The organism is Streptomyces sp. NBC_00005 (assembly GCF_045160215.1).
GTDB lineage: Bacteria > Actinomycetota > Actinomycetes > Streptomycetales > Streptomycetaceae > Streptomyces.
Map to the genome: position 1 here is coordinate 250265 of NZ_CP108316.1, position 20315 is coordinate 270579.

Genomic DNA, 20315 nt, shown 5'->3' on the forward strand with positions numbered 1-20315 from the left:
AGGGAAGCCGGCTTGGAAGCAGGACGCCGAGGCGACCGTGAGCTCACCGTCGAGTGAGTATCAGCCGTGGGCGTCCGGTTCGACGTGAACGTGGACATCGATGGCGGCCGGCGTGGGACGTTGGGCGGCCAGGGCGGCGAAGGTGTCCAGTCCTGTCGGGTCGGCCAGGGTGTCCCGGTCCACGACGTCGGCCGGAGCGGCTCCCAACAGGATTCTCTTCGCGGGCAGTTCGAGTTTCTTGCCGGTGCGGTTCCTCGGGACGACCGGCACGGCGGTGATGCTGTCGGGCACATGACGTGGGGAGAGGGCACCTCGCAGCGCGATGGTGATCCGTCGTCGCAGGACGTCGTCGAGTGCGTCGCCGGCGCGCGGTACGACGAACAGCAGCAGTTCACCGGGGCCACCGGCCTGGTCCTCCAAGTGAACGACCAGGCTGTCGTCGACTTCGGGCAGTTCCTCGACGACGCGGTAGAACTCCGCGGTGCCCAGGCGCACTCCACCGCGGTTGAGGGTGGCGTCGGAGCGTCCGGCCACCGTGCAACCGCCGGTCGCCGCGCTGAAGCGCACCCAGTCCCCGTGGCGCCACACACCGGGGTAGGTGTCGAAGTAGGCGGCCCGATAGCGGGAGTTGTCCGTGTCGCCCCAGAAGCCGACGGGCATCGAGGGCATGGGTCGGGTGATCACCAACTCGCCGAGCGCGTCGGTGACTTCGTTGCCCTCATCGTCGTACGCGGTGGCGGCGACGCCCAGACAGGGGCCGGAGATCTCGCCGGCCCAGACCGGCTGGAGCGGGCCGCCCTGCAGGATTCCGGTGCAGACGTCGGTGCCGCCGCTGCCCACGTTGAGCAGCACGTCGGGGCCGAACTGCTCGCGCACCCAGTGGAATCCCTCGGCCGGCAGGGGGCTTCCCGCGGCGCCGATCTGGCGGAGCCGGGCAAGGCCATGGTCCTTGGCCGGGGTCAGGCCCTCCTTGCGGCAGGCCATCAGGAAGCCGGGGCTGGCGCCCATGAGCGTGGCGCCGGTCTCCTCCGCGAGCTGCCACTGCCAGTCCAGGCCGGGGTGCAGGGGGTTGCCGTCGATCAACACGAGGGAGGCGCCCACGAGCAGCCCGGAGACCAGGGAGTTCCACATCATCCACGCGGTGGTGGTGAACCACAGGATGCGGTCGCCGGTGCGCAGGTCCCAGCTCAGGGAGTGGTTCTTGAGGTGCTCCAGCAGGATCCCCCCGTGGCCGTGCACGATCGGCTTGGGCTTGCCCGTCGTACCGGAGGAGAACAGCACGCACAGCGGGTGCGTGAACGGGACGGGGTCGAAGCCGGGGTCGGCGGGTGCGGCGAGGAGGTCCGCCCAGGCGACCGTGTCGTCGGCGAGTTCGCCTGACCCGTACGGGACGTCGACGACCCCCCGCAGGGTGGGCAGGCCGGCGCGGATCGCGGCGACCTCCTCCCGGCGGTCGATGTCCTTCACGCCGTAGCGGTATCCGGCGGTGGCGAACAGGACGGTGGGCTCGATCTGGGCGAACCGGTCGATGACGCCGCGGGCGCCGAACTCCGGTGCGCAGCTTGCCCAGACGGCGCCCAGGCTCGCGGTCGCCAGGAACGCCACGAGGGTTTCGGGGATGTTCGGCAGGTAGGCGACGACCCGGTCGCCGCGGCGGACACCGAGGCGGCGCAGACCGGCCCGGGCGCGGGCGACCTGGTCGGCCAGTTCGCCCCAGGTCAGCTCCATGGGCCCGCGGGTCTGCGAACGTGCCAGCACGGCCACGTCGTCGGACGCGGATTCGGCCCATCGCAGGGCGTGTTCGGCGTAGTTGAGGGTCGCGCCGGTGAACCATTCGGCGCCGGGCATGTCCGGTCGGCCCAGCACCCGGTCGTAGGGGGTGTGCGTTCGGACGTCGAAGTGGTCCCAGATGGAGGACCAGAAGCCTTCGAGGTCGGTGACCGACCAGTGGTGCAGGTCCTGGTAGTCGGCGAAGGTGAGGTCCCGGGTGCGCTCCAGCCAGGTGAGGTAGTCGCCGATCGCGGTGGTGCGGAGCACGTCGGGGGCCGGTTCGCGCAGCAACTCCGGCTCGTTCATGGGGTGACCTCCATCTCCGCCATGCGCTGGAAGGCGTTCGCGTACGCCTGCGCGGCACGGTCCAGGCTGTCCGTGTCGAGGGCGGTCGAGAGGTTGATCATTCCTCGCGGGGTGGTGTAGACGCCGTCGAGAAGCAGTGCCAGGTGCAGGGCACCGAGCAGCGGGGTGCTGGCGGTGGCGCGGGCCTGTTCGGCGTCGACCGGCGCGGTCGGGGTGAAGTGCACGTTGAGGATGGATCCGGCGCGGGTCACCGTGGCGGGGATCCCCACACGGACCGCCGCCGCGGTGATGGCATCGGCCAGGCGATGCGCGGCCCGATCGAGACGGTCGATCGCGGGGGCGTCGAGATGCCGGAGCGTGACGGTGCCGGCCGCTGCTGCGGTGAGGTGACCGTTGAACGTGCCGGAGTGCGCGAGACCGCCGTCGGTGGTCGCCGCGGTCAGCCGCAGCAACTCCTCGCTTCCGCCGATCGCACCGATCGGCATGCCCCCGCCGATGACCTTGCCCATGACGGTCAGGTCGGGGTGCAGACCGAGCCGGGTCTGCTCGCCGCCGACGGAGTTGCGCAGGGACTGCACTTCGTCCAGGACGAACAACGCCCCGCGTTCACGGGCCAGTTCGGCGACGGCCCGCAGGAACTCCGGCCGTCCCGGGATCACACCCCCGGCGCCGAGGAAGGGTTCGGCGAACACGGCGGCGATGTCCTCGGTGAGCGCTTCCCGTACGGCGTCGATGTCGTTGTAGGGGACGGTGACGACCTCGGGGCCGTCGGCCAGCAGCGGAGGTGCGCTGCCGTGGTAGGCGCCGTCGAACAGCAGCAATCGCCCGCGCCCGGTGGCCCGTTGGGCGAGGCGCGCGGCCAGCACCGACGCTTCCGTCCCGGAGTTGGTGAACCGCACCCGCTGCACCGAGGGGATGCGGGCGGCGAGCAACTCCGCCAGTTCCAGCTGGAGTTCGTGCGGGCTGGGGAAGACCGCGCCCGATGTCAGTACGGCTGCGGCGGCCGCCATGGCCGGCGGGTAGGCGTTGCCGTGGACGAGCGAGGTGTAGTTGTTGACCAGGTCGAGGTACTCGGTGCCGTCGACGTCGAGCAGTCGCGAGCCGTGGCCCTCGGCGAGGATGACCGGGTACGGCGGGTAGTAGGTGACGTTCCGGGTCTCGCCTCCGGGCAGCACCGCGGCGGATCGCCGGAAGGCGGTCGCGGATCCGGTGGTGCGGGCGCGGTACTCGGCGAGCAGTGTCTCCAGTACGGCGGGGTGCTGGGGCGGGTGGGCGGCGAGCATCGTCATGCGGCGGACCCCGCGTTCCGGTCCAGCGCGGTCAGCGCGGCGTCGAGGAGTTCGAGCAGCAGGTCGATCTCCTCGGGGGTGGTCGTGAGCGGCGGGGCGATCAGGACGGCGTCGTTGATGCCGCCGGTCGCCGGGTAGACGAGCAGTCCCTGGTCGCGGGCGGCGAGCACGACCGCGCGGGTGAGGGAGCCGACGGGGTCGCCGGGGCTCCTGGTCGCACGGTCGGCGACCAGTTCGAGGCCCTGGAGCAGACCGAGCCCGCGGACCTCGCCGATGACCTCTTGCCGTTCCGCCAACTCCTCCAGTCCTGCGCGCAGTTGCTTGCCGCGTGCCGCCGCGTTCGTCACCAGGTCCCGGGACTCGACGGCCTCCAGGACGGCCAGGGCGACGGCGCTGCCGAGCGGGTTGCCGCCGTAGGTGTGCCCGTTGGTGACGGCCGCGGTCCCGGCGGCGATGGTGTCGACGAAGTGCTCGCCGACCAGCACCGCCGACACGGGCGCGTATCCGGCGCCCATTCCCTTGCCGAGGACCACCATGTCGGGGTGTACGTCCCAGTGCTGCGCGGCCAGCATGGTGCCGGTGCGGCCCATGCCGGTCATGATCTCGTCGGCTATCAGCGGTACCCCGCGCTCACGGCACAGCGCCGCCAAGGCGGGCAGGTAGCCGTCGGGCGGTGTGATGGCGCCGCCGGCCGCGCCGCCGACGGGCTCGACCACCACACCGGCCAGGGTGGGGCCGTGGGCGTCCAGCACCCGGGCCGCCCGCTCGATGAGGAACGCGGTGAACTCGTCGTCGTCGCGGCCCTCGGCGAACCGGTAGGCGTAGGGCGGGGTGAGTTCATTGAAGCCGTGCAGCAGCGCTTCGGCGACCCAGCGGCGCTGCGGATGGCCGGACAACGACAGGCCGCCGAGGGTGGCGCCGTGGTAGCTGACCGCGTGGGAGACGAATCGCGACCGCTCGGGCTCGCCCCGCTCCCGCCAGTACTGCAGGGTCAGCCGCAGCGCGGTCTCAACGGCCTCCGACCCGCTGTTGCACAGGAAGACGTACGGGTAACCCGTCATCCCGCCGAGCCGGTCGGCCAGGCGCTCCGACTGCTCACTGTGGAAGGAGCCGCGGTGCGCGAAGGTGATCCGTTCCGCCTGCTCGCTCATGGTCCGCAGGATCTGCGGGTCGGCATGCCCCAGGTTCGCGGTCACCGCCCCGGAACACCCGTCGAGGTATCTGCGCCCGTCGGTGTCGTAAACGAACACGCCGCGTCCGTGGCTGACGAACGGCAGCTCCTCGCCGAAGTAGAACTTGATCAGTCGGCTGCCGTCGGGCCGCATGGCCGTACGGGGCGGTGAGGTGGCTGGGCGCATTCTGGACTCCTGGATCGGGTGGGGGCGAGGAAAGGAGCGACCTCGATCATGTACATCGGCCAGTATGCATTGTACGTGGGACAAGAGCCAGAGCGCCGAGGCGCCGAGGCGTTGCGCGAGCGTTACGTGGCGTTACGGCGGGCGTCGACCTCTTGACCGTTGTACGTCGGACAAGTAACCCTGTCCAACGTACAGCGCTGCCGCGACGGCTGTGCCCGCTCCTTCGACGTCCCCGGAGTCACGATGACGGCAACCTCCCCCTCCCCGAAAAGAACCTCTCCTGTGTCCCCCGAGAACGAGATCCCGCCCACCGGCTCACGCCGGGTGCTGGTCTCGGCGTACCTCGGCAGCGTCATGGAGTGGTACGACTTCCTGCTGTACGGCACGGCCTCCGCGCTCGTGTTCAACAAGCTCTTCTTCCCCGAACTCAGCCCGGCCGCCGGCACGCTCGCCTCGTTCGGCACACTGGCCGTCGGCTACGGGGCCCGCCCGCTCGGCGGCATCCTCTTCGGACACTTCGGCGACCGTCTGGGCCGCAAGAGCATGCTGGTGACGAGCATCCTGCTGATGGGCGCGGCGAGCACCCTGATCGGCCTGCTGCCCACGCACGCCACCATCGGCATCTGGGCCCCCGCGCTCCTGGTGCTGCTGCGCCTCGTACAGGGAGTCGCCGTCGGCGGCGAGTGGGGCGGCGCGGTCCTGATGACCGTCGAGCACTCCGGCAAGGGACGGCGCGGGCTGTGGAGCAGCGTGGCGCAGATGGGAGCGCCCACCGGCCTGCTGCTGTCGACCTTCGTCTTCTCGCTCGCCAACAGGCTGCCCGAGTCGGACTTCATGGCCTGGGGCTGGCGCGTGCCGTTCCTGATGACCGTCGTCCTGGCCACCGTGGGACTGTGGATCCGCATCGGCGTCTCCGAGACACCGGCCTTCACCGCCGCGCAGGCCGAGCAGGCCAGGAAGCGCGAACAGGGCGAGCGGCAACGCCCGCCCATCGTCGAACTGCTGCGCACCCAGCCCAAGGAACTGCTGCTGGCCGCGCTCATCGGGTTCGGCCCGTTCGCGGCCAACTCGGTGCTGATCACCTTCGTGATCTCGTACGCCACCCAGGTCGGACACAGCCGTGACACCGCCCTGAACGGCCTCATGATCGCCTCGGCCGTCTCACTGGTCTGTCTGCCGCTGGCCGCCGCGCTGTCCGACCGGGTGGGCCGCCGCCCGGTCTACTTCACCGGCGCGGTGCTCCTCGGCCTCAACTCCTTCCTCCTCTTCCCCCTGGTGAACGAGCACTCCACCGGCCTGTTCCTGCTGGGCTACGCGCTGGCGCTGGGCCTGCACTCCCTGATGTACGGGCCGATGGGCGCCTTCCTGGCCGAGCTGTTCGGTACCGGGACGCGCTACACCGGGGCCTCGCTCGGCTACCAGATCGCCTCCGTGGCGGGCGGCGCACTGGCCCCGATCGCCGCGACCAGCCTGCTGGCAGCGGGCGGCGGAGCGCCCAACGCCCTGTACGTGTCCTGGTTCATGGCGGGCACCTGCGCCGTCACCGCGCTGGCCGTCCTGCTGACCCGGGAGACCCACAAGAAGGAACTGGGCGCATGAACGGCATCGTCCACACCGTGCTCGGGCCGGTCGATCCCGACCGGCTCGGCCACGTCCAGCCGCACGAACACCTCCTCGCCGACCTCGGCCGCTACGCACCGCACGACGCCGTCGACGAACCCCTCACCCCCACCAACTACTTCACCTCGCGCGTGGACCGGAACAACCGACGGGACCTGGTGCTGGACGAGGTGGACACCGCCGTCGACGAACTGGCGCTCTACCGCGAGGCCGGCGGCGGCACCGTCGTGGACGCCACTCCGGTGGGCCTGGGCCGCGACCCGGCCGGCCTGCGCGAGATCTCCCGCCGCAGCGGTGTCCACGTGGTGATGGGCAGCGGCTACTACGTCGCCGCGTTCCACCCGCCCGAGGTCACCGCACTCCCCCGCGACGCCATCACCCGGCAGATCACCGGCGACATCGAGCACGGCGCCGACGACACCGGCATCCGCGCCGGCATCATCGGCGAGATCGGCATGTCGTGGCCCCCGCACCCGGACGAAGTGAAGGTCCTCCAGGCCGCCGCCCAGGCACAGGCGGCTACCGGCGCCGCTCTCCTGATCCACCCCGGACGGCACCACAAGGCCCCGCTGCTGCACCTGCGCCAGGCCGTCGAAGCGGGCGCGGACCCCGCGCGGACCGTCCTGTGCCATGTGGACCGCACGCTCTTCGAGTTCGACGAGATGCTCGCGCTCACCGACACCGGCTGCGTCCTCGAATTCGACCTCTTCGGGACCGAGTCCAGCTACTACCCGCCCGATCCCACCGTCGATCTACCGAACGACGGCATGCGGGTCCGCCACATCGCCGCGCTCGTCGCCGCCGGGCACGGAGAACGGATCACCATCGCCGAGGACGTCTGCCGCCGCACCCAGCTCACCCGCTACGGCGGCGAGGGCTACGCCCACATCCTGCGGCGCGTGCTGCCGTTGATGCTGGCGCGTGGCATCAGTCCCGAGGACGTCAACAGGATCACCCGGACCACCCCGGCCCGCCTGCTGACCCTCCCCGCCGTCCCTGATCTCCCCGGAAGGACCGTATGACCAACACGGTGTCCACCGCCCGCGGCCCGGTTGCCCGTCAGGAACTGGGCACGGTGCTGCCCCACGAGCACCTGTTCATCAACCTGATGCGGGAGCGGCGCGGCGACGGGCTCATCGCCGACGAGGCCGCCGTCACCGAGGAGTTGAGCGTCTTCACCGGCCTGGGCGGCACCACTGTCGTCGACCTGACGACCGCCGAGCTGACCCCCGGCGCCGCCCCGGACGCCGGGGCCGCTCCTCCCCCGCCCGGTGCGAGCCGGGACCCGGCGAACGTCCTCGCCGTACAGAGGGTCGCCGAGGCCACCGGACTGCACGTGGTCCTCGGCACCGGGCACTACCGCGACCCGTTCCTGGACCGGGACTGGTTCGACCGGCACGGAGCCGACGCCGTCGCCGAGGAGATCGTCCGCGACCTCACCGAGGGCTTCCCCGGCACCGGCGGGATCCGGGCCGGGATCATCGGCGAGGTGGGCTGCGACAAGTGGTACATCTCCGCGGCCGAGGAACGCTCGCTGCGCGCCGCCGCCCGCGCCCAGCAGGCGACCGGAGCGGCCATCCACACCCACGCGGCCCGCTGGCCGGTCGGCCTGCCGCAGTTGGACCTGCTCACCTCCGAGGGAGCCGACCCGGCACATATCGCCATCGGCCACTGCGACACAGTGACCGCCCCCGGCTACGCCGAACGGATCGCCCGCCGCGGCGCCTACGTCGGCGTCGACACCATCAACACCGACCACCCCCGCGAAGTCGACCACCGGGTACGGATGGTGCTGGATCTGGTGCGAGCCGGGTACATCGACAACATCCTGCTCTCCCACGACGTATGCCTGCTCTCCCAGCTCCGCGCCCACGGAGGGGGCGGGTACGGGTTCGTCCACACCGGATTCCGCGAACGACTGCTGGCGGCCGGACTCGGCGCGGGCGAGTTCGACCACATCACGACGGCCAACCCGGCCCGCCTGCTGTGCTCCTGACCCGAGCCGTCGGGCTAACGTGTGTCCGTTCACACCAACCATGCAGAGAGGGACACCGAATGGGCGAGAGCAGCGGCCGGCGCGGGGGAAGGCAGACGGCCCGCAGTCCGCTGTCGCGCACGGAGGTGATCGACGCGGCTCTGCGCTATGTGGACCTGCACGGCCTGGACGCGCTCACCATGCGGGCGCTCGCCAGGGAGATGGGGGTCTACCCCACCGCGCTGTACTGGCACACCGGCAGCAAGGCCCAGCTCGTGGCGGCCGTCTCGGCACGGGTGCTGGAGGACATCGAACTCCCCGCCGACCACGGCATGGCCTGGGACGAGTGGCTGATCGACGTCGCCCGGCTGTGCCGACGGGCGATGCACCGACACCCCAACCTCGCCCCGATCCTGGGCTCCCAGTTGGTGGTGAGCACCACCGCGGTCCCGTTCACGGAGCGGGTGGTGAGCGTGCTGGAACAAGCCGGCTTCTCGGGGCGGGATCTGGTCGAGGTGTACAACGCGGTGGTCGGATTCGTGCTCGGCTGGGTCACCCTCGAACTCTCCAGCGTGCCGGCGGATGTGGAGGAGGGCTGGCAGAAGGAGTACGCGGCCCAGCTGCGGACGGTGAACCCGAACACCTTCCCTGCCCTGACCCGCAATCTCGGTCTTCTGGAGAACAACGCGTTCCTGGTCCGATGGGACTCCGGCCGGGACCGGCCCATGGACCGCAGCTTCGAGACCACGCTGGAACTGCTGATCCTGGGGTTGCGCGCCAAGCTCACCGCACAGTGACCGAGCGGGTGTCCAGGGCGAGGCAGCACACCCTGACGCCGTACCGGTCGCCACCCGGGCATGAGGGCGCTCCCGCGCTCGCCGTGGACGACCAGCGCGGGACCCTTGACGGTTGCCTCAGCCAGAGGTGAGCTTCCACAGGTGGTCGGCCGTGCCGCTGTCGGACCACTGCAGGACCTGGGCACCGGAGCTTGTGCTCATCTGGTCGACGCCGAGCAGGAGCCCGCTGTTGTAGTTGGCGATCTTGTCGTACCACCAGTTCGGTGGCTGCTTGGTGGTGGATTTTGGTGGTCAGGCCTCCTCGGGATCAGCCGAGGGCGTGATCGTCCGGTTCGTCCTGCCGCCGGCGCCCCCTTTTCGGCCGGTGGCGGCGGCGTGCTGGTGGGCGCGGACGATGGTGGAGTCGATCTGGACGAGCCAGTCGATGTCGCCGGCCGCGTCCGCACCAGCTTGGATCTGCTGCAGGGCCCGGGTGAATACGCCGTCCAGGGCATAAGGGCGGAAGCGGGTGTAGACGGTCTGCCATGGGCCGTAGCGTTCCGGCATGTCGTGGTTGGTGACGCCCGCGCGCCGATGGTCTTGCCGCGCTTGCGACCGGACTCGTGGCCTTCCAGGGTGCGGTCGACAGCATCCGGTCACTCCAGCCCTCCCAGAGGTCCTCGCTGCTCAGGGTTTCCGGGCCCGGCCGGGATTCGAGAGCAGGGACAACCGGCCAACCGCTCGCCACGGCTGCGGGGTTGAGCCCGTACGCGGCTTGCACTGCCGCGATCGCCTGTTCGTACGTGTCGGCCCGGGTATCGATGGTCAGCTGCACGCCCTCCCCCTCCGTGATCTGCGTCCCCATCCTGGACCCGGCCACGCTGTCTTGCAGTCATACGGAGAGGCGGTGGCTCCGACGGCGGTGGTCAACGCTTCTCGCGTCGGCCGCGGATGCTCAGGGCGATGACGGAGACAAGGAACCAGAAGGCACCGAAGGCCGAGTATCCGGCGACGGTGGACAGGCTGCTCGTCGCCGAGGCGGACGTGGCAGCGACAGTGGCACCGGCGAGGACGGACTGTCCGCCGCTGATGACCATGGGCCACTGGGCACCGACGGTGCGGCGGCGCCGGATCGCCACGACGAGCTGGATTGCTCCGGAAAGGAGGGCCCAGATGCCGAACACAAGCAGGGCCGTCCCGATGGTGGAGAGGACGGCGATGATCATCCCGGCGGTGGTGGCGAGGCCGAGAGCCATGTTGGTGCTACCGACGCGGTCCGTGGAGCCGGTGCCGGCCATGCGACGCTCGAGGAGCGTGGCGATGACATCCCACAGGGGGTAGATGACGAGCAGCAGGGCTGCCATCGCTGTGGGCCTGTCCGTCGACACGAGCGAGGCGGAGGTCGTGATGACGAGTGCCACCCAGATCAGGGAGAAGGCGACTCGGATCAGGTAGAGCGATCGGAGCCCGGAGGGCGTCGTCGTGGTCGTGGTCGTGCTCGAAGGCACGGTGGTCTGAGTCATCGGGTGTCCCGTTTTGTGATCGTGATGGTGTGAGACGGTCGCCTCGATGAGGAGTCTCAGCGGCTTCGGGAGGGGCCGTGTACTTCGAACGAAGTAGTTCTGCCATCCACTTCGAATCGAATGGGTTCTGCCGTCCTCATCGCCCGGACCGGGCCCGCCGTCTACATCATTCGAAGTACACGGCCGCAGCAGACGTGGACGAGAATCAGGTCATGGTCAAGGCGCAGAACAATCAGGACGGGCCCGTGGCACCCCTGTGGGTCCGCCGCCCCGAGGCGCTGCACCTCGTCGCCTATTCGGTGGCCGCGCTGGTGTTCACCGGCCAGATCGCGGCTGTGATCCTGCGAGGGTCGGATTGGCCGACGGTCCTCTCCGTGCTCCTCGCCGGTGGCGGTGTCGCCCTCTCATGGTGGAGGCCGTGGGCAGGACTGGTCGTGACGAGCGCGGCGTCCTTCGCCGTCACAGCGGTGGGCCACGACCCCCTGTCGGTGTGGATGATGGCGGTGCTCGTGCTGTTCTCGGTCACCCTCATGGGGAAGCAGCCGCTGGCCGGAACGGGCATCGTGGCGGCGTTCTTCCTGGGGGCGTTCATGACGCTGGGAGGATTCCGTGGTGGCGCGATCGTGGGAGCCGCCGCACTCTTCTCAGCCGTAGCAGGAGGTTCGACAGGGGCCGCGCTGCGCATCCATCGAGAGCATTGGCGCACCCTGGAGGAACGGGCCGAAAGCGCCCTCGCCACCCGCGAGATCGAAGCGACCCGACGGGTGACCGAGGAACGTCTCCGCATCGCCCGGGACCTCCACGACGTCATCGGCCACCAGGTCGCGATGCTGAGCATGCATCTCGGTGCCGCGGAGATCGGGCTGCCCGAAGACGCCGAGTCCTCCCGGCAGTCCCTCGTCTCGGCCAGGTCCAGCGCCCGCACCGTCGTCGTCGAAACGCAACGGATTCTCGCGCTCCTCCGCCTCGGAGACGACATCTCCGACGACGAGGCACTCCGGCCGACCCCGGCGCTCAGCGGCCTGGGAGGCCTTATTGCCTCTTTCGAGAGCATCGGCCTCGATGTCCATCCCTCCCTCGACATCCCCGCCGGTTTCGTGGAGCCCAGCGTCGGCGTGACGGTCTACCGGGTCGTTCAGGAAGCACTCACGAATGCCTACCGGCATGGAGAGGGGGCGGCAACGGTGGATGTGCGCGAGCGCGACGGCAGGATCTCCGTCACCGTGGAGAACCGCGTCGGTCACTCACTGGGCGGCTCCGGCTCGGGCAGCGGACTCGGACTCGTGGGGATGCGCGAACGCGTCGAGTCCTCCAGCGGGCGGCTGACGATCGACAGTGACGACGGGCGATTCCGGGTCCATGCGGAGTTCAGCCCCCTGGGAGCCGTCGTCCGATGACGCGGATTCTGATCGTCGACGACCAGGACGAGATCAGGACCGGCATCAAGGTGATGCTCCGGCTCGACCCAAGTCTCGTTGTTGCGGGTGATCTCTCCGATGGACTCCAGGTCGTCCCCTTCCTCCGGGACCACCCCGTCGACCTGGTCCTGATGGACATCCGGATGCCCGGCATCGACGGTGTCGAAGCCACCCGCCGGATCCGCAAAGAGCACCCACCCGAAAAGACGCGGGTAATCGTGCTGACCACTTTCGACCAGGACGACATCGTTCTCGCCGCCCTGCGCGCGGGCGCCAACGGTTTCCTGAGCAAGACCGTGAGTCCCGCTGAACTCGTCGCCGGAATCACCGAGGTCGTTGGCGGTGGCGGTGCGCTGTCGGCCGCCGCGACGGCCGCGCTCATCGGCCATATGACCGACAGTCCGCCCCCGGTGATCGACCAGGAACTGCTGCGACGCTTCGACGCTCTGACGCCCAGGGAGCGGGACGTGGTCGTTCTCGTCGCGAGCGGTCTCGGCAACGACGAGATCGCGGCCCAGATGTCCGTGTCACCGTTCACCGTGAAGACGCATGCGGTGCGGGCCATGACGAAGGTCGGCGCACGTGATCGAGCGCAACTCGTCTCGTTCGCCTTCCGGGCCGGCCTCTACCGCTGAGCCTGCCGAGCAGAACCCCGAAACAGGTGACCGCCGTGGCGATGCCGAGCAGTTCGGCGGGTGGGACGGCATGGGCACGTACCTGGAAGACCTCGCCGTCGCGCTGCGCGAGCGGCGTGCCTGGACCTGTACCTGCAGAGCAGGGCTTGCGCCACGGCAAGGCAGACGAGCTCGGAGTCGGTCAGCAGCGGCGGCCGTCCCATCCACCGGGTCCCTCCGATCTCGCCGTCGATCTTCACGTACAGCACGGTCAAGAGGGTGTTCAGGTCTTGCGTCACAACATGATCTTGAGCGCCCTCTCTTCAAGCTCGCGCACCGGCCCTGACACCGGACTCATTCGTCTAGCGGTCTGCCACGGAGTGGCCGGCGGATTGCGCGGCCCATGAAGCGAGGATGCGCAGACGATCGTGGCTGGGTGAGCCGGTCTCGGCGGTCAGGGCGATGAGCTGCTGGTCGGGATCGGCGGTGCAGGTGAGGAAGGACCAGTCGAGGGTGAGCTGTCCTGCGATCGGATGCTGCAGGACCTTCGTGCCCGTGCCCTGGACGGCGACGTGATGGGCGCCCCACCACCGTCGGAAGTCGGGGTCCTGAAGTGACAGCTCGCCCACCAGTTCGGCCAGCCGTGGATCTTTCGGGTCCCGGGCGGCCTCCATACGCAGCTGCGCCAGGCTCGTCCGTGCCACCCAGTCCCAGTCCGGGTACAGCGCTCTGATGGCCGGTTCGCAGAAGACCAGCCGTACGAAGTTGCGCTTCTTCTCCGGGATCTGCGCGAAGTCGATGAACAGGGCGGCGGCCATGGGGTTCCAGGCGAGGATGTCCGTGCGCCGGCCCAGGACGACGGCCGGCGTGGTGGCCAGGTCGTCCAGCAGCCGCTGCAGCTGCGGCTGGACCTTCTGCGTGGTGCGCCGACGGGGCCGGGCAGCGTCCTTGCCGGACAGTTCGAACATGTAGGCACGCTCGCCGTCGTCGAGCCGGAGAACACGCGCGAGGGTGTCCAGCACCGGTTCGGAAGCCTGGCGGCGGCCCTGCTCCAGGCGCGTGTAGTAGTCGGGGCTGATCGACGCCAGCAAGGCCACTTCCTCCCGGCGCAGACCCTGGACCCTGCGCCTGCCGCCCGAATCGGACAGCCCGACCTGGGCCGGGCTCAGCTCCATACGCCGCGCCTTGAGGAAGGCACCCAGTTCACTGTGGTGGGCGTTGCTGCTGCTCATGGGGACAAGTCTTGCACCGCGCCATGCCCGTGACAGGGGGCCTGTCGTGTCCCAGGACAGCGTTGTCCGGGGACACAAGACGACCCTTACCCACCCGCGTACCGCGTGCGAGTGTCGGTGACGTGACCGGCCGACGGGGCCGCCCGAAGGTGGAAGGCCTGGCCGGAGGAATCCGTCTTGTCCGCGGTCGCAGCACTTTCTCACTGCACCCAGGAGACACAGAACATGAGGACCAGCGTCACCTGCCCCAGCAACCATCTCGCCCTCGCCGGGATTCTCTTCACCCCCGATGACCACGTTGACGGCCGGTTGCCGGCCGTCGTCATCTCCCATCCGGGAGGCGGTGTGAAGGAGCAGAGCCCGAGCATCTACGCCGAGCGTCTGGCGGGTGCCGGGTTCGCCGCGCTCGTCTTCGACGCCGCCTACCAGGGCAAGAGCGAGGGCGAGCCGCGAGGCCTGGAGAACCCGTTCCAGCGGGCCGAGGACATCAAGTCCGCGGTGAGCTACCTGACCACCCGTGACGACATCGACCCGGAGCGCATCGGGGCGCTGGGTATCTGCGCGTCCGGCGGTTACCTCCCGTACGCCGCGCAGACCGACCACCGCATCAAGAGCGTCGCCACGGTCAGCGCCGTGGACCTCGGGTCGGTGTTCCGTGAGGGACTGGGCCGCACACAGGACCCGGCGATTCTCAACGCCATGCTCGACCAGGCCGGTGCACTGCGCACCGCGGAAGCACGCGGCGCGGCCCCGCAGCCGGCCGCGTGGATTCCCGACAACGCCGAGGAACTGCTGGAGGCCGCCACCATGCAGTTCCGGGAGACGTTCGAGTTCTACTGCACCCCGCGCGGCTACCACCCCCGCGCGAACCAGGGATGGGTGCTGCGCAGTATCGACCTGATCGCCCAGTACGACTCGTACGCGATGATCCGACTCATCTCACCCCGTCCCCTGCTGATGATGGCCGGTTCGGAGGCAGAGACCGCCTACTTCAGCCGGGAAGCGATCGAGAAGGCGGTCGAGCCCAAGGAATTGGTCATCATCGACGGCGCCACCCACATCGACCTGTACGACAAGGACGAATACGTCACCCCCGCCGTCGCCAGGCTCACCGAGTTCTTCGGCAAGCACCTGGCTGGCTAACCGCCTAACGTGCCCATTCCTGCCCGTATCGACTCCTTCAGTGACGGCATCAACCGCATCAGGTGCGTCAGGTCACTACGGGCGATGCGGACCTCTTCGCCGCGCCGCATCACCTTGTGTAGACGATGCCCCAGCTGGTGATCTGGGTAGCGCGCAGGGCGGGCAGGGCGGCGCGAGGCCGCGACCGGTCCCCCGTTCCGGTCGCGGCCTCGCTGGTGTGAAGGTCGGTCATCGGCGGATCAGCAGCAGCCCACAGCGACGGGTTCCTTCGCGCCGCCGGTGTCGGCCGCTGTCGGGTCGGCGCAACAGGTGCTGTCCTGCTGCTTGGCCAGGGAGTAGGCGTCGGCCTTGACGTCGTACACCTCCCAGGGCTCCTGGCCGGGCCCGTGGACCCAGACCTTGTCCCGCAGGGCGTAGCAGCAGGTGGTGTCCTCCTCGACGTCGGTGGCCAGGCCGGCCTGGCTGAGGCGGGCGGTGGCTGCGTGGACCGCGTCAGTGCTCTCCACCTCGACGCCGAGGTGGTCCATGCGGGTCGCCTCGTCCTCCGCTCCCTCGATCAGGACGAGCTTGAGCGAGGGCTCGGCGATGGCGAAGTTGGCGTAGCCGTCGCGGAGTTTGGCGGGTTCGGTGCCGAAGAGCTTGCTGTAGAAGGCGACGGACGCGTCGAGATCCGGGACGCGGAGGGCGAGCTGTACGCGGGATGTCATGGCCAACCTCCTTGTGTGGGTGCGGGGTTCAGCAGCCGCCGGACGTGGAGGCCGGGGCGCCGATGCCGATCTGGAGCGTGGTGGGGGCGGCGCAGCATCCGCCGCCGGACTGCTCGGCGTTCTCCGGCTCGTCGAACAGGCCCGCGCCGCCACACACCCCGGACTCCGGGAGGGTGAGCTCGACGCGCTCGGCGGCCTCTTGGTCGCCGGCGATCGCGGCGGTGACGGAGCGGACCTGCTCGTAGCCGGTCATGGCGAGGAAGGTCGGGGCGCGGCCGTAGGACTTCATGCCGACCAGGTAGACGTCCTGCTCGGGGTGGGAGAGCTCGTTCACGCCGTGCGGGTAGACCGTGCCGCAGGAGTGCACGTTCGGGTCGATCAACGGGGCGAGGTCGGTCGGCGCCTGAAGGCGTTCGTCGAGGCCGAGGCGGACCTCGGAGAGGAAGGAGAGGTCCGGGCGGAAGCCGGTCAGGACGATGACCTCGTCGATGAGGTCCGTGCGGTGGCCGTCTTCGGACTCGAGGACCAGTCGGTCACCGTCGTGCGAGACGGCTTGGGTGCGGAAGCCGGTGATCGCGCTGGCGTGGCCGGCCTCTACGGCGGCCTTGGCGCGCAGGCCGAGGGCGCCACGGGCGGGGAGCTGGTCGGCTTCGCCGCCGCCGTAGGTGTCGGCGCCGATGCCGCGGCGCAGGACCCACACCGCGTGGGTTCCCTCTTCCTCCTTCGCCAGGTCGGCGAGAAGCGCGAGAGCGGTGAAGGCGGAGGCTCCGGAGCCGACGACCGCGGTGCGCCTGCCCGCGTAACGGGCCCGCACGGCCGGGTCGTTGAGGTCCGGGACACGGTAGGCGATGCGAGCGACGGCTGCCTTCTCGCCCAGCGCGGGGAGGCCGTCGGCGCCCATCGGAGAAGGAGTGGTCCACGTGCCGGAGGCATCGATGACGGCGCGGGCGGTGATCCGCTCCTCGCGGCCGTCGGCGGTCTGGATGTGCACGGTGAAGGGCTGCTCGTCCCGGCCGGAGTCGACGATGCGGTCGCGCCCCGCGCGGGCCACGCCAGTCACGGTCACGCGGTAGCGGACCTTGTCGCCGAGGACGTCGGCGAGCGGCTGGAGGTACTGCTTCGCCCAGTCGCCGCCGGTCGGATAGACGGAGGTGTCGGGGCGGACCCAGCCGGTCGGGGCGAGGAGCTTCTCGGCGGCCGGGTCGATGACCTCGCCCCAAGGCGAGAACAGCCGGACGTGCGACCAGTCGCGAACGGCGCTGCCAGCAGACGGTCCGGCCTCCAGGACCAAGGGTTCGATGCCGCGCTCGACGAGGTGAGAGGCGGCGGCCAGGCCGATCGGGCCTGCTCCGATGACCACGACGGGCAGCTGGTCGGTGGTGAGCGCGTTCACGAGATTCCCCTTTGTTTCGACATCCGTCGATCTCTTGCGCTGCCAGCATGACACCTGTATCGATAAGCGTCAACATAGACATTCATCTAATCTGGAGGATGGATCATGGAGCGAGTGGACGTAGCGGTGATCGGGGGCGGTCAGTCCGGACTGGCCGCGGCGCATGCCCTGCGCCGACAGCGGCTGGAGCCGGTGGTTCTGGAGGCGTCCGCCCGGCCCGCCGGATCGTGGTCGCGCTACTACGACAGCCTTACGCTCTCTCTCCCGCCGGATACAGCTCGCTGCCGGGGATGTCTTTCGGCGGGGACCCGGATCGCTACCCGCACCGGGACGAGGTGATCGCCTACCTGCTGCGGTACGCCGACCGGCTGGACGCCGAGATCCGCACCCGGACGCGAGTGCTCGAAGTCGGCTACGGCGAGGACGTGTTCAGGCTGAGCCTGGAGGGCGGCAGCCGGTTGGAGGCACGCACCGTGGTCGCGGCCACCGGCGCCTTCGGGCGTCCCCACCTCCCTGACCTTGCGGGCCTGGAGAGCTACGCCGGGACGGTGCTGCACGCCGCCGACTACCGCGTACCCGAGCCGTTCACCGGGCAGCGCGTCGTGGTCGTCGGTGCAGGGAACTCCGCGGTGCAGATCGCCGCCGAGATCGCCGAGCGGGCCCAGGTGACGCTGGCGGCGCGGCATCCCGTCAGGTTCGCCCGCCAGCGCATGCTGGGGCGGGACCTGCACTGGTGGTTGACCCGCACGGGCCTCGACACGCTGCCCATCGGCCGGTTCCTGCGCACCCCGCCGACCCAGCTGTTCATCGACGACGGCCGATACAGCGCCGCTGTCGCCGCCGGACGACCGGACAGGCGCCCGCTGTTCACCGGCATCAGCGACTCCAAGGTCATCTGGTCCGACGGCAGCTCTGAGGAGGTCGACACGATCCTGCTGGCCACCGGCTACCGACCCGACCTGGACTACCTCGCCCCGCTCGGCGCCCTCGACGCATCCGGGCGCCCTCGCCACCGCGAGGGCATGTGGCTCACACGCCCGGGACTGGCCTACGTCGGCCTGGAGTGGCAGCGCAGCCTGTCCTCGAACTCCCTGCGCGGAGTGGGCCGGGACGCCGTCCGGACAGCGCGGTGCGTCGCGGCCCACCTGGCCCGCTTCGGTGAGGAGGGACGAGCCGGCTGAGGTCTGGGCACCTCCAGAAGGCGCCCTCAAGGCAGAAGTGGCGGTGCGGAGCCGGCGGTTCATGACCGGTTGGACCGGGCGAGCGTCGCGGCTGCTCCCATGGCCATCAACGCGACAACGGCGGCGACCGCCCCGTAGCCGAAGGCATCGGCTACGGGGCCGCCGATCAGGGGAGCCGCCAGGTAGCCCAGGATGCCGATCTGGGACCACAGAACCATGGCCGTCAGGATGCGCTGCGGGGGTACGGCGTCGAGGAGCACACCGGTCGCTCCGGTGTTGGCCAGCCCGATGCCGACCCCTGCGACGGCGAGTGCCGCGATCCATACGGGTACGTCCGTACTGGCTCCGGCGAGCGCGAAGCCGCCGACCACCAGCACGGTGGAGACCAGCAGCATCGCCCGAGGCGGCCACCGTCCCGCCACCACTCCCGCGACCGCCACTACGACCGACGTCGCCGCATACAGCACCCCGATCTGGGACTGACCCAACTTCGTGCCGAAGTGGAGCGGCAGCACCCCTTCGAGCGTGCCGAGCGCCAGCACGGCGAAGGCGATGGCTACAGCTGCCGCCCGGAATCCAGGTGAGCGCAGAGCGCGACGGTCAGGGGCGAAGGCGACCGCCGTCGCAGGCAGCCGGAGCGTCAGCACGGGTACGAGCGCGAGGAGGACGAGGGCGAGGTAGGCAAGGAAGGGGCCGCGCATCCCGTGGATCGCCCCGAGCAGCGGGCCCAGCAGGCCGCCGGCGGAGTAGGCGGCGTAGATGCGGCTCATGCACAGGTACTCCTGCCCCGGCCAGGCAGCCAGGGTGGCGAAGGTGATCCCCAGCCACAGACACCCGGAGCCCAGTCCCATCACCAGCCGGGAGACGGCGAAGCCGGCCAGGTCCGCACCGAAGACGAACCCGAGGCCGCCCGCCGCGACCAGCGCCAGCCCCACCGTCAGCAGTCGTGCCGGGCTACTGCGCTGGATGACGATCCCGCCCAGCGCGAAGCCCGCGACCATCCCCAGCGGGAACGCCGCAACCAGCATCCCCAGCACGGTGGCACTGGCCCCGGTCTGCGCGGCCAGGCCAGGGAGCACCGGCGCGATCACGCTGTACCCGGCCGCGTCCAGCGCCCCCAGCCCCAGCAGCAGGACATAGACCTCCCCCGAACGCATCGGCGCCCGCTCCGCCTGCCCGATGCCGGTGGTCATGGCTCGCTACGCCGGCGCCCTCGCGCCCCACTGCTTGCGTTTCGGGCCGGCGCGGGGCGGCCCATGACGACATCGGCCGCCGAGGGGAAAGCGTGGACGCACTCCTCGTTCAGCCGGTACCAACTGGACGCACCCTTCCGCTCGACCAGCACGAAGCCCACTTCCGCCAGCCCCTTGAGGTGATGCGAGACCGTCGACTGCCCCACCTCCACGGCCTCGACGATCTGCCCCACGGCCATGGGCTCACCGCTGCGCGCCAGCAGTGTCACGATCTGAATGCGCGTGGCGTCGGCCAGCGCCTTGAACCAGTGCGCGTACCGCTCGGCCTCGGGACGTTCCACATAATCGCTCATCGATAATCGACGATAATCGATTACCTCGGGATGCGATATCGCCGCGGCCCCTCGCTCACTGGTTCGACATGTGTCAACATAGACGCATGTCGAATACGAAGGTGCTGCCGCTGCTGGAACCCGAGGTCCCTGAGGCCGTGGTGCCGTGCTGCCCTCCGCTCACGGAGCGCCCGCTGACCGCCGACGAGGCCGAGAAGACAGCCCGGATGTTCAAGGCGCTCGGCGACCCGGTGCGGCTGCGGTTGTTCTCGGCCGTGGCCTCACATGACGGCGGCGAGGCGTGCGTGTGCGACATCTCCGACGTCGGCGTCTCCCAGCCGACCGTCTCCCACCACCTGAAGAAGCTCAAGGAAGCCGGCCTGCTCAGCTCCGAGCGGCGAGGCACCTGGGTGTACTACCGGGTGGAACCGTCGGTGGTCGCCGCGATGGGACGAATGCTCAGCGCTCTGGGCTGAGCCCACCGC

At 70.0% G+C, this 20315-nt stretch carries 20 protein-coding genes and 2 pseudogenes; 10 read left to right on the forward strand and 12 right to left on the reverse strand.

Annotation, left to right across the window (positions count from 1 at the left end):
* Positions 1-60 precede the first annotated feature (60 nt).
* From OG303_RS01295 to OG303_RS01305, 3 genes are read right to left on the reverse strand one after another with little or no spacing between them, the layout of a single operon-like run.
* Positions 61-2076, reverse strand: coding sequence for an acetoacetate--CoA ligase (locus OG303_RS01295; protein ID WP_405863826.1), 2016 nt, complete (start codon positions 2074-2076; stop codon positions 61-63).
* Entirely contained in the window at positions 2073-3365 is a 1293-nt protein-coding gene (locus OG303_RS01300) for an aspartate aminotransferase family protein (protein ID WP_405863828.1), read from the reverse strand. The genes OG303_RS01295 and OG303_RS01300 overlap by 4 nt, the downstream gene beginning before the upstream one ends.
* Complete coding sequence (locus OG303_RS01305; RefSeq protein WP_405863829.1) at positions 3362-4723, reverse strand: aminotransferase class III-fold pyridoxal phosphate-dependent enzyme; 1362 nt, start codon at positions 4721-4723, stop codon at positions 3362-3364. The genes OG303_RS01300 and OG303_RS01305 overlap by 4 nt, the downstream gene beginning before the upstream one ends.
* 282 nt (positions 4724-5005) lie before the next feature.
* Between OG303_RS01305 and OG303_RS01310 the strand changes: the two genes are divergently transcribed.
* From OG303_RS01310 to OG303_RS01325, 4 genes are read left to right on the forward strand one after another with little or no spacing between them, the layout of a single operon-like run.
* A complete protein-coding gene (locus tag OG303_RS01310; protein WP_405863831.1) occupies positions 5006-6322 on the forward strand; it encodes an MFS transporter in 1317 nt (438 codons plus the stop codon).
* A complete protein-coding gene (locus OG303_RS01315) occupies positions 6319-7365 on the forward strand; it encodes a phosphotriesterase (protein WP_405863833.1) in 1047 nt (348 codons plus the stop codon). Before OG303_RS01310 ends, OG303_RS01315 begins: the two co-directional genes overlap by 4 nt.
* Entirely contained in the window at positions 7362-8339 is a 978-nt protein-coding gene (locus OG303_RS01320) for a phosphotriesterase (RefSeq protein ID WP_405863835.1), read from the forward strand. Before OG303_RS01315 ends, OG303_RS01320 begins: the two co-directional genes overlap by 4 nt.
* Positions 8340-8398: 59 nt before the next feature.
* Positions 8399-9115: a TetR/AcrR family transcriptional regulator C-terminal domain-containing protein gene (locus OG303_RS01325; protein ID WP_405863837.1), complete on the forward strand. Its 717-nt coding sequence runs from the start codon at positions 8399-8401 to the stop codon at positions 9113-9115.
* A 117-nt stretch (positions 9116-9232) separates the two neighbouring features.
* Here the strand turns inward: OG303_RS01325 and OG303_RS01330 are convergent.
* From OG303_RS01330 to OG303_RS01340, 3 genes and pseudogenes are all read right to left on the reverse strand, one after another.
* Positions 9233-9367 (reverse strand): annotated as a pseudogene (locus OG303_RS01330) (RICIN domain-containing protein); the annotation flags it as partial.
* A gap of 58 nt (positions 9368-9425) precedes the next feature.
* A pseudogene (locus OG303_RS01335) lies at positions 9426-9679 on the reverse strand (IS5/IS1182 family transposase); the annotation flags it as partial.
* Between the two features lie 341 nt (positions 9680-10020).
* The gene (locus OG303_RS01340; protein WP_405863839.1) at positions 10021-10617 is read right to left on the reverse strand and encodes a DUF308 domain-containing protein; all 597 of its coding nucleotides are present in this window, start codon (positions 10615-10617) and stop codon (positions 10021-10023) included.
* Positions 10618-10811: 194 nt separating this feature from the next.
* Here OG303_RS01340 and OG303_RS01345 point away from each other — a divergent pair, with 194 nt between their 5' ends.
* Both OG303_RS01345 and OG303_RS01350 read left to right on the forward strand, forming a co-directional pair.
* Positions 10812-12014 carry a sensor histidine kinase gene (locus tag OG303_RS01345; RefSeq protein ID WP_405863841.1) on the forward strand — a complete coding sequence of 401 codons (1203 nt, stop codon included), beginning with the start codon at positions 10812-10814 and terminating at the stop codon, positions 12012-12014.
* Positions 12011-12670 carry a response regulator gene (locus tag OG303_RS01350; RefSeq protein WP_405863843.1) on the forward strand — a complete coding sequence of 220 codons (660 nt, stop codon included), beginning with the start codon at positions 12011-12013 and terminating at the stop codon, positions 12668-12670. Before OG303_RS01345 ends, OG303_RS01350 begins: the two co-directional genes overlap by 4 nt.
* 341 nt (positions 12671-13011) lie before the next feature.
* Here the strand turns inward: OG303_RS01350 and OG303_RS01355 are convergent, their stop codons facing one another.
* Positions 13012-13881: a helix-turn-helix domain-containing protein gene (locus tag OG303_RS01355; RefSeq protein ID WP_405863845.1), complete on the reverse strand. Its 870-nt coding sequence runs from the start codon at positions 13879-13881 to the stop codon at positions 13012-13014.
* A 225-nt stretch (positions 13882-14106) separates the two neighbouring features.
* On the opposite strand from OG303_RS01355, the gene OG303_RS01360 reads away from it, so the two are divergent.
* Positions 14107-15024, forward strand: a complete 918-nt coding sequence (locus OG303_RS01360; protein ID WP_405863847.1) for an alpha/beta hydrolase — start codon at positions 14107-14109, stop codon at positions 15022-15024.
* A 109-nt stretch (positions 15025-15133) separates the two neighbouring features.
* Here OG303_RS01360 and OG303_RS01365 read toward each other — a convergent pair whose 3' ends face one another.
* The 3 genes from OG303_RS01365 to OG303_RS01375 are packed head-to-tail and all read right to left on the reverse strand — an operon-like array spanning position 15134 to position 17124.
* Positions 15134-15256 carry a hypothetical protein gene (locus tag OG303_RS01365; RefSeq protein ID WP_405877889.1) on the reverse strand — a complete coding sequence of 41 codons (123 nt, stop codon included), beginning with the start codon at positions 15254-15256 and terminating at the stop codon, positions 15134-15136.
* Positions 15257-15263: 7 nt separating this feature from the next.
* The gene (locus tag OG303_RS01370; protein WP_405863849.1) at positions 15264-15731 is read right to left on the reverse strand and encodes an ArsI/CadI family heavy metal resistance metalloenzyme; all 468 of its coding nucleotides are present in this window, start codon (positions 15729-15731) and stop codon (positions 15264-15266) included.
* 28 nt (positions 15732-15759) lie between these two features.
* Positions 15760-17124, reverse strand: a complete 1365-nt coding sequence (locus OG303_RS01375; protein WP_405863851.1) for an NAD(P)-binding domain-containing protein — start codon at positions 17122-17124, stop codon at positions 15760-15762.
* Positions 17125-17229: 105 nt separating this feature from the next.
* On the opposite strand from OG303_RS01375, the gene OG303_RS01380 reads away from it, so the two are divergent.
* Both OG303_RS01380 and OG303_RS01385 read left to right on the forward strand, forming a co-directional pair.
* Positions 17230-17463, forward strand: coding sequence for an FAD-dependent oxidoreductase (locus tag OG303_RS01380; protein WP_405863853.1), 234 nt, complete (start codon positions 17230-17232; stop codon positions 17461-17463).
* The gene (locus OG303_RS01385) at positions 17415-18305 is read left to right on the forward strand and encodes a flavin-containing monooxygenase (RefSeq protein ID WP_405863855.1); all 891 of its coding nucleotides are present in this window, start codon (positions 17415-17417) and stop codon (positions 18303-18305) included. The genes OG303_RS01380 and OG303_RS01385 overlap by 49 nt, the downstream gene beginning before the upstream one ends.
* A gap of 59 nt (positions 18306-18364) precedes the next feature.
* Here OG303_RS01385 and OG303_RS01390 read toward each other — a convergent pair whose 3' ends face one another.
* Complete coding sequence (locus OG303_RS01390; protein WP_405863857.1) at positions 18365-19498, reverse strand: MFS transporter; 1134 nt, start codon at positions 19496-19498, stop codon at positions 18365-18367.
* On the reverse strand, positions 19495-19851 hold the full coding sequence (locus OG303_RS01395; RefSeq protein ID WP_405863859.1) for an ArsR/SmtB family transcription factor: 357 nt from the start codon (positions 19849-19851) through the stop codon (positions 19495-19497). Before OG303_RS01395 ends, OG303_RS01390 begins: the two co-directional genes overlap by 4 nt.
* An 86-nt stretch (positions 19852-19937) precedes the next feature.
* On the opposite strand from OG303_RS01395, the gene OG303_RS01400 reads away from it, so the two are divergent.
* Complete coding sequence (locus OG303_RS01400; RefSeq protein ID WP_405863861.1) at positions 19938-20306, forward strand: ArsR/SmtB family transcription factor; 369 nt, start codon at positions 19938-19940, stop codon at positions 20304-20306.
* Positions 20307-20315 lie beyond the last annotated feature (9 nt).